Genomic DNA, 13,669 nt, shown 5'->3' with positions numbered 1-13,669 from the left:
TCCCTCGCTCCGGGCTGCCGGCCCCCGGGCGCGGTGGCGGGCGCCGGACGCCGCTGCGGCAGACTGTCCCACCGTGGCGGCGACGACTCTGGACGGCAAGGCGACCGCAGCGGCCATCCGCACGGAGCTGACCGAGCGGGTCACCGCCCTCACCGCGGCCGGGCACCGCCCCGGCCTGGGCACGCTGCTGGTCGGCGACGACCCCGGCAGCCGCTGGTACGTCCGGGCCAAGCACTCCGACTGCGCGCAGGTCGGCATCGCCAGCATCCAGCGCGAGCTGCCGGCCACCGCCACCCAGGCCGACGTCCTGGCGGTCGTCGACGAGCTCAACGCCGACCCGGACTGCACCGGCTACATCGTCCAGCTGCCGCTCCCGGCCGGCATCGAGGAGAGCGCCGTCCTCGAGGCCGTGGACCCGGCCAAGGACGCCGACGGCCTGCACCCGGTCAACCTCGGCCGGCTGGTGCTGAACGTCCCGGGCCCCCTGCCCTGCACACCGGTGGGCATCGTCGAGCTGCTGCGCCGGTACGACGTGCCGATCGCCGGCGCCGAGGTGGTCGTCGTCGGCCGGGGCATCACCGTCGGCCGCCCGCTCGGCCTGCTGCTCACCCGCCGCAGCGAGAACGCCACGGTGACCCTGTGCCACACCGGCACCCGCGACCTCGCCGCGCACCTGCGCCGCGCCGACGTGGTGGTCGCCGCCGCCGGCGTCCCCGGGCTGGTCACCGCCGACGTCGTCAAGCCCGGCGCCGCCGTCCTCGACGTCGGGGTCAGCCGGGTCGACGGGAGGATCGCCGGGGACGTCGCCCCAGACGTGGTCGACGTCGCCGGCTACGTCGCCCCCAACCCCGGCGGGGTGGGCCCGATGACCCGGGCGATGCTGCTGCGCAACGTCGTCCTGGCCGCCGAGCAGGCCGCCGCCGCGCACGTCCTGTCCGCCTGATGACCCGCCCGCCGCTGTACACCCGCCGGCCGTTCCTGGCCGGCCTGCTGCGGCAGCTGCCGCTGCTGGTGGTGCTGCTCGCGGTGGGCACCGGGCTGCTGATGGTCACCTTCGAGCACTGGCGGCGCGGGCTGGTCGTCGTCGGGCTGGCGCTGGTCGGCGGCGGGGTGCTGCGGCTGCTCCTCCCGCTGCGCCGGGTGGGGTTCCTCGCCGTCCGCAGCCGGCCGGTGGACGTCGTCCTCATGGCGGGGGTCGGTCTGACCCTGACCGCCGTCGCCCTGTCGGTGCCGGGGGAGTAGCCCGGCCCGCGCCGGACCCGACCAGGCGCGGGGAGCGGCCCGCCGCTAGGTTGGCCGCCATGGCAGAGCAGCGCAGGAACGGCAAGGTGACCGTCGTCGGTGCCGGCTTCTACGGCTCCACCACGGCGCTCCGGCTCGCGGAGTACGACGTCTTCGAGACCGTCGTGCTGACCGACATCGTCGAGGGCAAGCCGGAGGGCCTGGCCCTGGACATGAACCAGTCCCGGCCGATCGAGGGCTTCGAGACCAGGGTCGTCGGCGTCGGCGGGGGCTCCTACGAGGGCACCGAGGGCTCCGACGTCGTCGTCATCACCGCCGGCCTGCCGCGCAAGCCCGGCATGAGCCGGATGGACCTCATCGAGACCAACGCGAAGATCGTCCGGCAGGTCGCCGAGAACGTCGCGCGGACCTCGCCGGACGCCGTCGTCATCGTGGTGTCCAACCCGCTGGACGAGATGACCGCGCTGGCGCAGCTGGCCACCGGTTTCCCGAAGGAACGGGTGCTGGGCCAGGCCGGGATGCTCGACACCGCCCGGTTCACCAACAACGTCGCCGAGGAGCTCGGCGTCCCGGTCTCCTCCGTGCAGACCCTGACCCTCGGCTCGCACGGCGACACGATGGTCCCGGTGCCCTCGCGCTGCACCGTCGACGGCAAGCCGCTGGCCGACGTCATGCCCGCCGACCGCATCGAGCACCTCGTCGACCGGACCCGCAACGGCGGTGCCGAGGTCGTCGCGCTGCTCAAGACCGGCTCGGCCTACTACGCCCCCTCGGCCGCCGCCGCCCGCATGGCGCGCGCGGTGATGGAGGACTCCGGCGCGGTCATGCCGGTGTGCGCCTGGGTGGACGGCGAGTACGGCATCTCCGGGGTGTACCTCGGGGTGGAGGCCGAGATCGGCCGGCAGGGCGTGCGCCGGGTGGTCGAGGGCGACCTGACCGAGAGCGAGCTGGCCGGGCTGCGCGAGGCGGCGGAGGCCGTGCGCGCCAAGCAGGCCGACGTAGCCGACCTCTGAGAGAGGACCCCGCTGCCCCCCCACCGCTCGCACGCTCGCGGCGGGACCCTGCAGCGGGGCCACTGAGCCGAAAGGACACCGCGTGAGCAAGATCAAGGTCGAGGGCACCGTCGTCGAGCTGGACGGCGACGAGATGACCCGGATCATCTGGCAGTTCATCAAGGACCAGCTGATCCTCCCGTACCTCGACGTGGACCTGGAGTACTACGACCTGGGCATCGAGTCCCGGGACGCGACCGACGACCAGATCACCGTCGACTCGGCGAACGCGATCAAGCGGCACGGGGTCGGCGTCAAGTGCGCCACCATCACCCCCGACGAGGCCCGCGTCGAGGAGTTCGGCCTCAAGAAGATGTGGCGCTCCCCGAACGGGACGATCCGCAACATCCTCGGCGGCGTCATCTTCCGCGAGCCGATCATCATGCAGAACGTGCCGCGGCTGGTGCCCGGCTGGACCAAGCCGATCATCGTCGGCCGGCACGCCTTCGGTGACCAGTACCGGGCCACCGACTTCCGCTTCCCCGGCGAGGGCACCCTGACGGTGACCTTCACGCCCACGGACGGGTCCGCGCCGATCGAGCACGAGGTCTTCCAGGCCCCCGGCGCCGGCGTGGCCCTGGCGATGTACAACCTCGACGAGTCGATCCGCGACTTCGCCCGGGCCTCGCTGAACTACGGCCTGGCGCGCGGTTACCCGGTGTACCTGTCGACGAAGAACACGATCCTCAAGGCCTACGACGGCCGCTTCAAGGACCTCTTCGCCGAGGTCTACGAGGCGGAGTTCGCCACGCAGTTCACCGAGGCCGGCATCACCTACGAGCACCGGCTCATCGACGACATGGTCGCCGCGTCCCTCAAGTGGGAGGGCGGCTACGTCTGGGCGTGCAAGAACTACGACGGCGACGTCCAGTCCGACACGGTGGCGCAGGGCTTCGGCTCGCTGGGCCTGATGACCTCGGTGCTGGCCACCCCGGACGGCCGCACGGTCGAGGCCGAGGCCGCCCACGGCACGGTGACCCGCCACTTCCGGCAGCACCAGCAGGGCAAGGAGACCTCCACCAACCCGATCGCGTCGATCTTCGCCTGGACGCGGGGCCTGGCCCACCGCGGCAAGCTGGACGGCACCCCGGAGGTCACCCGGTTCGCCGAGACCCTGGAGAGGGTCTGCGTCGACACCGTCGAGGGCGGTCAGATGACCAAGGACCTCGCCCTGCTGATCAGCAAGGACCAGCCGTGGCTCACCACCCAGGACTTCCTGGCCGCCATCGACGGCAACCTGCAGAAGGCCATGGCCTGACGCAGACGCCCCCGGCGGCCCCCTCACCTGCGCGGTGAGGGGGCCGCTGCGCGTCCGGGCACTGGCTGTCATCGGCCCGACTGCGGGGGGCCGGGCCTGGACCGCCCCGCGCGCGACCGACTCCGCCGCAGTCGGCTGCCGCCGGTCGCTGTGGACGACGGAGCGCCTGTGGACGACCTCGGCGGCCGGCGAGGCCGCGGGGTGCACCCTCCCGCGGTGCCCAGAGCCCACCGCCCACCCGCCCTCCACGGCCGGGTCTTCCGCGGCCGCGACGTCGTGGCCCAGGGACTGCTGACCCCGGACGCCCTCCGCAGCCGTGCCTGGCGCCGGCTCTACCGCGGGGTCTACGCCGATGCGCGACTGCCTGACTCCTTCGGTGTCCGGGTGACCGGGGCCCGCCTGGTCGTCCCGCCGACCGCCGTCTTCAGCGGCCGGACGGCGGCCTACCTGCACGGCGCCCGCGACCTCGTCCACGCCGGGACACCGGTCGAGGTGTCGGTCCCTGCCGGCGTCCGGTTTGGGCCCGTTGCGGGCCTCCGCATCCGCCGGGTGCTGGTGCCGCCCTCGGATGCCGAGGTCACCGTCGTCCGTCGCGTGCGGTGCACCTCCGAGCTCCGGACGGCGCTGGACATCGCCCGCACGGAGCCGTTGGTCGAGGGCGTGGTGGCGCTGGACGTCCTGCTGGCCCGGGGGATCGTCGACCACCGGCGGCTGCGCGCGGCCGTAGGTGTCCAGCCGACACCGCGGGGTGCACTGCGGGCCGGGCGCGCGGTCGACCTCGCCGACGCCCGGGCCGAGTCACCCCAGGAGTCACGGCTCAGGGTGCTGCTGGCCCTGGCGGGTCTCCTCGCCGTCCCCCAGCACACGGTGCGCGACGGGGCCGGCCGGTTCGTGGCCCGGGTGGACCTGGCGTTCCCCGAGCACCGGGTGGCGGTCGAGTACGACGGCGCTTGGCACGGAGACCCTGGACAGCTGGGGCGCGACCGGCGGCGACTCAACGAACTGGTCGCCGCGGGCTGGACGGTGCTGCACGTGACGGCAGCCGACCTCCACCGGCCCGACGAACTCATCTCCCGTGTCCGCGCCCTCCTCCGGCGGACGACTGCGGTGGAGTAGGGCACTGGCGGACCGCTCGAGGCCCCGGTTCCCCGCAGTCGGGCCCAGGCGCGGCCTGCGGACGGCGGGCGGCGGGCTCAGATGCCGAACAGCTGGGTCCACCACGGGCCGCCGACGCCCTCGGCGACGCCCACCCCGAGCCTGCCCAGGTCGCAATCGAGGATGTTGGCGCGGTGGCCGGGGCTGTCCAGCCACGCCTCCACCACCTCGGCGGCGTCGGCCTGGCCGTAGGCGATGTTCTCCGCCCGCGAGTAGTCGATGCCGGCCCGCTCGGCCCGGTCGAAGGGTGAGAGGCCCTCGGGGCTGGTGTGGGAGAAGTAGTCGCGGTCGCGCATGTCGGCGCTGTGCGCCCGTGCCACCGCCGCCAGCGCCGGGTCGGCGGTCACCGGCGCGCACCCGGCGGCGGCGCGGGCCTGGTTGACCAGCACCACCACCGCCGCCTCCGCGGTGGGGTCCCCGGCGGGCACGGCCGCCGCGACCACGGGCGTCGGCTCGGCCTGCGGGACGGGGGCGGGCGCCCGGGTCTCCGGGGACGGCCGGGAGGACCGGGCGGTCTCCGCGGCCGCGGTCGGCGCCGGCCGCGGTGCCGACGCGGCCGACCCGGAGGAGGGGGCACCGGCCACCGGCGCCGGGGCCGCGCCGGACGGCACGGAGGGGACCACCGGCACGGGTGCGGCGGCCGACGGGGCCGGGGCGGGGGGCGGGACGGCGGCGGCGGGGTCGTCCTCGCCCGGCCGCACCAGGGGCTCGGCCACCGAGCCGCCGGGGGACGCCGCCCCCGCATCCCACGATGAGCCGTCCGACCGGGCGGTCCCTCCGGAGGACGACGGGCCGGACGACCACCACGAGGACCACCACGAGCGCTCGGGCTCGCGGGCGGTGGCCGACCGGCCGGACGAGGTCGACTCCAGCGCCACCGGCTCGGTGAAGCTGGTCACGGCGCCGGAGACCGCGGGCACCCCGACCGTGACGGTGGCGATCGCGCCGGCGACCAGCAGCAGCGGCACCACGCGGGGCAGCCGCAGCAGCCGCAGCCACCGCCGGAGCGGGGCGGCGAGGCGGGACGAGAGCGGCGGACCCGCCGGCATGTGGTGCACCAAGGCTGTTCTCCCACCGAGTGCCAGATCTCAAGTCGTTACTCTGGCGAGACTAGCCGTATGCAGAGCGTGATCAGTAGTGGGCTGTGACCGGAGTCACCCATGAGGCCACCGCCGGCCCGGGTGGTGCTCCCGCACGGCCGAGCGGGCAGCATGGACGTCGTCCGCAACCCCGTTCGACAGGAGCACGCCGCCGGTGAGCGACGTCTGGCTCAACATCGTCATGGTCGTCGTCTTCGTCCTGATCGGGGGCGCCTTCTCGGGGTCCGAGATCGCGCTGGTCTCCCTCCGGGAGTCCCAGGTGCGCGCGCTGGCCGAGAACGGCGGACGGCGCGGGAAGGCCGTCCAGCGGCTGCTCAGCGACCCCAACCGCTTCCTGGCCGCGGTCCAGGTCGGGGTCACGCTGGCCGGGTTCTTCTCCGCCGCGTTCGGGGCCAGCACGCTGTCCCAGCCGCTGGCGGCCTGGTTCGTCGACCTCGGCATGGGCGAGGGTCTCGCCGGGACCCTCGCCCTGGTGCTGGTCACCGTCGCGATCAGCTACCTGTCCCTGGTGGTCGGCGAGCTGACCCCGAAGCGGCTGGCGCTGCAGCGGGCCGAGGGCTTCTCCCTGCTGGTCGCCGCGCCGCTCAACACGATCGCCACGCTGTCCCGCCCGGTCATCTGGCTGCTGTCGGCGTCGACGAACGTGATGGTCCGCCTGCTGGGCGGGGACCCCAAGGCCAGTGGCGAGTCGATCAGCCAGGAGGAGCTGCGCGACCTGGTCTCGGCGCACGAGTCACTGAGCTCCGACGAGCGCCGCCTCATCGGCGAGGTCTTCCGCGCCGGCGACCGCGAGGTCCGCGAGGTCATGACGCCGCGCACCGAGGTCGACTTCCTCGACGCGTCCATGACCGCCAGCCGGGCGGCCAGGCAGGTCTCGGACTCCAGCCACTCCCGCTACCCGGTCGCCGGCCGCGACGAGGACGACGTGCTGGGCTTCGTGCACGTCCGCGACCTGTTCCTGCCCAACCACCCCGCCGGCCGCGCCGCCACCGTGGGCGACCTGGTCCGCGAGGTCAAGCGGCTGCCCGGCACCGCCGGCGTGCTCAACGCCCTGTCGGAGATGCGGCGGGAGAACCAGCACCTGGCGATCGTCGTGGACGAGTACGGCGGCACCGACGGCATCGTCACCCTGGAGGACCTCATCGAGGAGGTCATCGGGGAGATCTACGACGAGTACGACGAGGACGTCGTCGAGGGCCGCGAGCAGGAGCCGGACGGCCCGCAGGAGGTCGACGGGCTGCTCAACCTCGACGACTTCGAGCAGGTGACCGGCCTGCGCCTGCCGGATGGCCCGTACGAGACGGCCGCGGGGTACGTGCTGGCCGACCTGGGCCGGCTGCCCGTCGCCGGCGACAGCGTCGAGGTCGAGGGCCGCACGCTCACCGTCCTGGAGCTCGACGGGCGGCGGATCTCCCGGCTGTCGGTCAGCCGCGCGCCGGAGCCGGTGGTCGACGCGGCCCAGGTGCCGACTCCCACGATCGGCACCTGAGAAAGGACCCTCCTGCCCCCCACCACTCGCAAGCTCGCGGCGGGACCCTGCAGGAGGGCCGAGGGCAGCGGGGCCCTTCTTCAGGCGCGCGTGCGGGCGGTGTCCCAGGCATCGCGGACGATGCCGGCCAGGTCGGTGTGCCGCGGCGCCCAGCCCAGGTCGGCGCGGATCCGCTCGCTGGAGGCGACCAGCTGCGCCGGGTCCCCGGCCCGCCGCTCGCCGACGACGACCGGCACCGGGTGCCCGGTGACCTCGCGGACGGCGTCGACCACCTGCTGCACGGAGAAGCCGGTGCCGTTGCCCAGGTTGTAGACGCGGTGCTCACCCGGCGACGGCGCGGTCAGCGCGAGCAGGTGGGCGTCGCTGAGGTCCTCGACGTGGATGTAGTCGCGGATGCAGGTGCCGTCCGGCGTCGGGTAGTCCTCGCCGTAGACGGTCAGGTGCTCCCGCTGCCCGGCGGCGACCTGCAGGGCGATCGGGATGAGGTGGGTCTCGGTGGCGTGCCGCTCGCCCCGGCCGTGGGCGGCGCCGGCCACGTTGAAGTAGCGCAGGCTCACCGCCGCGAAGTCGTGCGCGGCCGCGTAGGAGGTGAGCATCGCGTCGACGGCGAGCTTGGTGGCGCCGTAGGTGTTGGTCGGCCGGGTGGGGGCGTCCTCGCGGATCGGCACCTGCTCGGGCTCGCCGTAGGTGGCCGCGGTCGAGGAGAACACGATCCGCCGGCAGTCGACGGCGCGCATCGCCTCCAGCAGCGCCAGCGACCCGCACACGTTGGTGTCCCAGTAGGCCTGCGGCTCCACCTGGGACTGCCCGACCAGGCTCCTGGCCGCGAAGTGCAGCACCGCCTCGGGCCGGACGTCGGCCAGCACGGGCGCGGAGTCGTGCAGCGACGCCTGCGCCAGCCGGGCCCCCTCCGGGACGGCGTCGGCGTGCCCGGTGGACAGGTCGTCCAGCACGGTCACCTCGTGGCCGCCCGCGAGCAGTGCGGCGGTGACTACGCTGCCGATGTAGCCGGCCCCACCGGCGACGAGAACGCGCATGCGCCCCACCCTAGATCCGCGCGCGGCCCGACCCCGCGCGACGCGGGGGCGCGGTCAGGAGGTCCGTACGTGGTCAGCGCGCGACCGGCGGTGCAGTCACTGCCCGCCTACCGGCCGGGACGCAACCCCGCCGACCTCGCCCGCGAGATCGGCGTCGAGCGGGCGGTGAAGCTGGCCAGCAACGAGGTGGCCTTCCCGCCGCTGCCGGCCGTCGTCGAGGCCATCACCGCCGTGGCGGGGGAGACCCACCGCTACCCGGACAACGGCGCCGTCGTCCTCACCGGCGCGCTGGCGCAGCGCTACGGCGTCGACCCCGCCCAGGTCGTGACCGGCTGCGGCGCGGTCATGCTCTGCCAGCAGCTCGCCCAGTCCTTCAACGACCCGGGCACGGCCATGGCCTTCGCCTGGCGGTCCTTCGAGATGTACCCGCTGCTGGCCCGGGTGGCCGGGGCGCGGGCCGTGCAGGTGCCGCTGGTGCCCGGCCGCCCCGGGGGCCCGGCCGACACCCACGACCTGGACGCCCTGGCCGCCGCCGTGGACGACGGCACGCGGGTGGTCTTCGTGTGCAACCCGAACAACCCCACCGGGACGGCGGTGCGCCGGGCGCCGCTGGAGCGCTTCCTGGACGCCGTCCCGGCCGACACCCTCGTCGTCCTCGACGAGGCCTACCGGGAGTTCGTGACCGACCCCGACGTCCCCGACGGGCTGGAGCTGATGCGCGGCCGGCCCAACGTGGCGGTGCTGCGCACCTTCTCCAAGGCCTGGGGGCTGGCCGGGCTGCGGGTCGGCTACCTGGTGGCGGAGGACCCGGCCGTCGCGGAGGCGGTGCGCCGCACGCACGTGCCGTTCAGCGTCTCCACCCTGGCCCAAGCCGCCGCCGTCGCCGCCCTGGCCAGCGAGGAGGAGGTGCGCCGGCGCGTCGCGGCGGTGACCGCCGAGCGGGACCGGCTCACCGCCGGGCTGCGCGCCCGCGGGCTGGACGTCTCCGACAGCCAGGCCAACTTCGTCTGGCTGCCGGTCGGGGAACGGGCCGCCGGGCTGGCCGCCGCGCTGGAGTCCCGCGCGGTCATCACCCGGCCGTTCGCCGGCGAGGGGATCCGCGTCACCGTCGGCACGCCCGAGGAGGACGACGCCTTCCTCGCCGCCCTGGATGCCGTCGCGTGACGGCCGCGCTCCGGGGACCCGCGCCGAGCGTGCGAGGCGCGGGGGGAAGGGCGGTCCGCCAACTGGTTTGATGGCCGTCGTGCCACCGCTCCAGACGTCACGGCCCCGCGTGCTCTCCGGCATCCAGCCGACGGCGGAGTCCTTCCACCTCGGCAACTACCTGGGTGCGCTGCGGCAGTGGGTGGCGCTGCAGGTCGACCACGAGGCCTTCTACTGCGTGGTCGACCTGCACGCGATCACCGTCGACTGGGACCCGGCCGCGCTGCGCCGGCGCACTCTCGTCTCCGCCGCCCAGCTGCTCGCCCTGGGCGTGGACCCGGACCGCAGCACGCTGTTCGTGCAGAGCCACGTCCCCGAACACGTGCAGCTGTCCTGGGTGATGGAGTGCGTGGCCCGCTTCGGCGAGGCCAGCCGGATGACGCAGTTCAAGGACAAGAGCCAGCGGGAGGGCACCGCCGGCGCCTCGGTCGGGCTGTTCACCTACCCGGTGCTGCAGGCCGCCGACATCCTGCTCTACCAGGCCGACCGGGTGCCGGTCGGTGAGGACCAGCGCCAGCACCTCGAGCTGACCCGCGACCTGGCCACCCGGTTCAACAACCGCTTCGGGCAGACGTTCACCCTGCCCGAGGCACACATCGTGCAGGGCACCGCGAAGATCCTCGACCTGCAGTCGCCGGACCGGAAGATGAGCAAGAGCCTGCCGCCGGCCGGCTGCATCGACCTGCTCGACGACCCGGCGGTGACCGGCAAGAAGATCCGCTCGGCGGTCACCGACACCGGCCGGGAGGTGGTCGCGGACCCGGACGGCAAGCCGGGGGTCACGAACCTGCTGGCCATCCACAGCGCGCTGTCCGGGCGCACCGTCACCGAGCTGGAGGAGCACTTTACCGGCCGCGGCTACGGCGACCTGAAGAAGGAGCTGGTGGAGGTGGTCACCGACTTCGTCACACCGGTGCGCCGGCGCACCCGGGAGCTGCTCGACGACCCCGCCGAGCTGCAGCGCACCCTCGCCCGGGGTGCCACCCGCGCACGGGAGGTGGCCACCCGCACGGTCGCCGACGCCCACGACGCGGTGGGCTTCCTGCCACCGGCGGCGGGGCCGGCGTGAACGAGGACACGTTCTCCTTCGAACCGGTCCGGCCGCGACCGGTCACGGGCACGGGCACGGCGGTGCTCGGGGTCGTCGTCCCCATCCCGGAGCCGTGGTCGCAGCTGTTCGTCGACTGGCGGGCCAAGGTCGGCGACCCGCAGGCCGGGTCGGTGCCCCCGCACGTCACGCTGCTGCCGCCCACCGAGGTGCCGGCGGGGGACCGGGCGGCGATCAGCCGGCACCTCGCCGAGGTCGCCCGCGCCCACCCGCCGTTCGACATGCACCTGTCCGGCACGGGCACCTTCGCGCCGGTCTCCTCGGTCGTGTTCGTGGCCGTGGCGCGCGGCATCGGCAACTGCGAGCTGATCGCCAACGACGTCCGCCGCGGACCGCTGACCCGGTCGCTGGCCTACCCGTACCACCCGCACGTCACCGTGGCCCACGACGTCGCGGCGGACATGCTGGAGCTCGCCTACTGCGGTCTGGCCGACCTCTCGGCGGAGTTCCGGGTGCAGCACTTCACCGAGTTCGAGCAGACGCCGGACGGCTCGTGGGCCGTCGCCGCCGAGTACCCGCTCACCGGCCCACCGCACTAGGAGGACCACCCTTCCCCCCACGCCTCGCAGGCTCGACGCGGGTCCCTGGAGGGTGGCCGTTCCACGACGTTGCCAGAGCGCGGCCGACGCCGGCTGCCCGCAGACTCGGGCGGTGAGCGCCACCCGGACCGAGCGCCCCGCGCCCGCCGCCGCCGAGAGCCCGCCGCCCGGCGGGCGGTGGTCCCGGGTGACCGGGCTGCCCGCCCGGTGGCAGCGCCGGGTGGACCGGCTGCGCCGCCGCCTGCCGTGGTTCGACCACCTGGCCCGCGCGGGCGGCCGGTACCAGCGCACCCAGGGCGACCTCATGGCCGCCGGCGTCACCTACTTCGTCTTCCTCGGCCTGGTGCCGGTGCTGCTGCTGGTCGCGTCGGTCATCGGGTTGGTGCTGGCGGGCAACGAGCTGCTGCAGCAGGAGCTCTACAGCGCCATCCGGGAGAGCTTCCCCGGCTCGACCGGCCGGCAGATCACCGACGAGCTCGGCGGGGCGGTCGGGTCGGCCGGCCTCACCGGGCTGATCGGCCTGGCCGGTTTCCTGTACGCCGGGCTGCGGGCCATGGACAAGCTGCGGCTGGGGATGGAGCGCACCTGGAAGGGCCGCGTCGACGAGCCGGAGTTCCTGCGGGACAACCTGCAGGACGTGCTCGCGCTGGTGGCCCTCGGGCTGCTCGGCCTGCTGGGCCTCGGGTTCACCGGACTGGTGACCCAGGCGACCGGGTGGCTGCTGGAGCTCTCCGGCCTGGCCGAGGCCCCCGGCCTGCCGCTGCTCACCGCGGTGCTCGGCATCACGCTGGCACTGGCCACCGACGTCGTCGTCTTCCTGTGGCTGCTCAAGGTGGTGCCCTCGACCGCCCACCCGGTGCGCCGGCTGCTGCCCGGCGCGCTGTTCGGCGCCGCCGGCCTGGAGGTGCTCAAGCTGATCGGCAGCCTCTACCTGTCGTTGATCTCCGGCAGCGTCACCGCGTCGGCGTTCGGCGGCGCGGTCGGCATCCTGATCTGGCTCAACGTCGTCTGCCGGTTCGCCTTCTTCACCGCCGCGTGGACGGCGACCCTGCCCGGGGTGCAGGGCGACGCCCGCGTGGTGGCCGAGGGGCCGGACCCCGCGGTGCCCCCGGCCGACGGTCGGGCGGTGGTCGCAGCCCGCTGACCGGCGGGTGGACCGCGGGCCGGGCGCCCACCGGTCCAGGCAACGATCCCGTCTCGGTCTCCTCCGCGGGGTCCGCCGGGCCGTCGCGCGCGGCTAGCGTGCGCAGGTCGCGTGCTGTGGGGACCGGCGTCCGCCGGCAGTCACGCACGACCCGGACCCACCGGGCGGGCCGCCTCCTGCGTGCGGCCCGTCCCCAGAGAGGAGACGCCGTGCGCCGCAAGATGAGGGCCGCCTCGCTGCTGATCGCAGGCAGCATGGTCCTGGCCGCCTGTGCCAGCGACGAGACCGCCGCGACCGGTGGCGGCGAGGGCGGTGGCGGGGGCAGCCCGGCCGCCGAGGAGCTGCGGGTGGGCCTGGCCTACGACACCGGCGGCCGCGGCGACCGGTCGTTCAACGACTCCGCCTACACCGGCGCCGCCGCGGCGGTCGACGCGCTCGGCGGCGAACTGCAGGAGTTCAGCCCCAACGAGGACGCCTCCAACCGCGGCGAGGGCCTGGCCAGCCTGGCCGAGCAGGGCTTCGACCCGGTCATCGCCGTCGGCTTCAACTACGACGAGGTCATCGCCGAGGTCGCCCCGCAGTTCCCCGAGACCACCTTCGCCCAGGTCGACGGGTCCAACGCCGACGGCGCCAAGGGCGAGAACGTCACCGGCCTGATCTTCGCCGAGGAGGAGGGCTCCTTCCTCGCCGGCGTCGCCGCGGCGCTGAAGAGCGAGGCCGCCCACATCGGCTTCGTCGGCGGCGTGGAGAGCCCGCTGATCGAGAAGTTCGAGGCCGGCTACGTCGCCGGCGCGCAGGCGGTGAACCCGCAGATCCGCGTCGACCGGCAGTACATCTCGCCGGCCGGTGACTTCTCCGGCTTCAGCGACCCGGCCCGCGGCCAGATCGTGGCCCAGGGCATGTACGACGCCGGGGCCGACATCGTCTACCACGCGGCGGGCGGCTCGGGCATCGGCGTCTTCCAGGCCGCCGCGGCCTCCGGCAACCGCGCGATCGGGGTCGACTCCGACCAGTTCCTGACCGTCAGCGACCCGGCGCTGCAGGCGGTGATCATGACGTCGATGCTCAAGCGGGTCGACAACGCCGTCGAGCAGTTCATCAACGACTACGCCGAGGGCAACGTCACCGGTGCCACCGACGTGCTCAACGACCTGTCCACCGAGGGCATCGCGCTGGCCACGTCCGGCGGCTTCATCGACGACATCCAGGACGACGTCGACGGCTTCGCCCAGCAGATCACCGACGGCACCATCACGGTCCCGACGACGATCGAGTGACACCCCGTGCGGGGGACACCCGCACGGTGGAGGTGCCTGCGACGCGGGCCCGGGCGCTCACCGCC

Annotated in this window: 13 protein-coding genes; 11 read left to right on the top strand and 2 right to left on the bottom strand. The window is 74.4% G+C overall.

Annotated elements, in window-relative coordinates:
* Positions 1-73 precede the first annotated feature (73 nt).
* The 5 genes from RTG05_RS18030 to RTG05_RS18010 all read left to right on the top strand — a co-directional run bounded on the left by RTG05_RS18030 (position 74) and on the right by RTG05_RS18010 (position 4,668).
* On the top strand, positions 74-943 hold the full coding sequence (locus tag RTG05_RS18030) for a bifunctional methylenetetrahydrofolate dehydrogenase/methenyltetrahydrofolate cyclohydrolase (protein WP_166526265.1): 870 nt from the start codon (positions 74-76) through the stop codon (positions 941-943).
* A complete protein-coding gene (locus RTG05_RS18025; protein ID WP_315912025.1) occupies positions 943-1,242 on the top strand; it encodes a DUF3017 domain-containing protein in 300 nt (99 codons plus the stop codon). Before RTG05_RS18030 ends, RTG05_RS18025 begins: the two co-directional genes overlap by 1 nt.
* Positions 1,243-1,301: 59 nt before the next feature.
* Positions 1,302-2,255: a malate dehydrogenase gene (mdh, locus tag RTG05_RS18020; RefSeq protein WP_166526263.1), complete on the top strand. Its 954-nt coding sequence runs from the start codon at positions 1,302-1,304 to the stop codon at positions 2,253-2,255.
* An 82-nt stretch (positions 2,256-2,337) separates the two neighbouring features.
* Positions 2,338-3,552, top strand: a complete 1,215-nt coding sequence (locus RTG05_RS18015; protein ID WP_166526262.1) for an NADP-dependent isocitrate dehydrogenase — start codon at positions 2,338-2,340, stop codon at positions 3,550-3,552.
* 216 nt (positions 3,553-3,768) lie between these two features.
* Entirely contained in the window at positions 3,769-4,668 is a 900-nt protein-coding gene (locus tag RTG05_RS18010; protein WP_166526261.1) for a PDDEXK family nuclease, read from the top strand.
* 77 nt (positions 4,669-4,745) lie between these two features.
* Here RTG05_RS18010 and RTG05_RS18005 read toward each other — a convergent pair whose 3' ends face one another.
* A complete protein-coding gene (locus tag RTG05_RS18005; protein ID WP_315912024.1) occupies positions 4,746-5,756 on the bottom strand; it encodes a CAP domain-containing protein in 1,011 nt (336 codons plus the stop codon).
* Between the two features lie 205 nt (positions 5,757-5,961).
* On the opposite strand from RTG05_RS18005, the gene RTG05_RS18000 reads away from it, so the two are divergent.
* Positions 5,962-7,296 (top strand): hemolysin family protein, encoded by a 1,335-nt coding sequence (locus RTG05_RS18000; protein WP_166526260.1) that lies wholly within the window; start codon positions 5,962-5,964, stop codon positions 7,294-7,296.
* Between the two features lie 80 nt (positions 7,297-7,376).
* Here RTG05_RS18000 and galE read toward each other — a convergent pair whose 3' ends face one another.
* The gene (galE, locus tag RTG05_RS17995; protein ID WP_166526259.1) at positions 7,377-8,333 is read right to left on the bottom strand and encodes a UDP-glucose 4-epimerase GalE; all 957 of its coding nucleotides are present in this window, start codon (positions 8,331-8,333) and stop codon (positions 7,377-7,379) included.
* A gap of 69 nt (positions 8,334-8,402) precedes the next feature.
* Between galE and hisC the strand changes: the two genes are divergently transcribed.
* The 5 genes from hisC to RTG05_RS17970 all read left to right on the top strand — a co-directional run bounded on the left by hisC (position 8,403) and on the right by RTG05_RS17970 (position 13,604).
* A complete protein-coding gene (gene hisC, locus RTG05_RS17990) occupies positions 8,403-9,497 on the top strand; it encodes a histidinol-phosphate transaminase (protein ID WP_166526258.1) in 1,095 nt (364 codons plus the stop codon).
* Between the two features lie 79 nt (positions 9,498-9,576).
* Positions 9,577-10,605, top strand: a complete 1,029-nt coding sequence (trpS, locus tag RTG05_RS17985) for a tryptophan--tRNA ligase (RefSeq protein WP_315912023.1) — start codon at positions 9,577-9,579, stop codon at positions 10,603-10,605.
* The gene (locus tag RTG05_RS17980) at positions 10,602-11,183 is read left to right on the top strand and encodes a 2'-5' RNA ligase family protein (protein WP_166526256.1); all 582 of its coding nucleotides are present in this window, start codon (positions 10,602-10,604) and stop codon (positions 11,181-11,183) included. The genes trpS and RTG05_RS17980 overlap by 4 nt, the downstream gene beginning before the upstream one ends.
* Before the next feature lie 112 nt (positions 11,184-11,295).
* Positions 11,296-12,327 (top strand): YihY/virulence factor BrkB family protein, encoded by a 1,032-nt coding sequence (locus RTG05_RS17975; protein WP_166526255.1) that lies wholly within the window; start codon positions 11,296-11,298, stop codon positions 12,325-12,327.
* 209 nt (positions 12,328-12,536) lie between these two features.
* Entirely contained in the window at positions 12,537-13,604 is a 1,068-nt protein-coding gene (locus RTG05_RS17970; RefSeq protein ID WP_315912022.1) for a BMP family lipoprotein, read from the top strand.
* Positions 13,605-13,669 lie beyond the last annotated feature (65 nt).

Origin of the sequence: Geodermatophilus sp. DSM 44513, from assembly GCF_032460525.1 — a bacterium.
Classification (GTDB): domain Bacteria; phylum Actinomycetota; class Actinomycetes; order Mycobacteriales; family Geodermatophilaceae; genus Geodermatophilus.
This window is presented reverse-complemented; position numbering and strand designations above follow the sequence as displayed.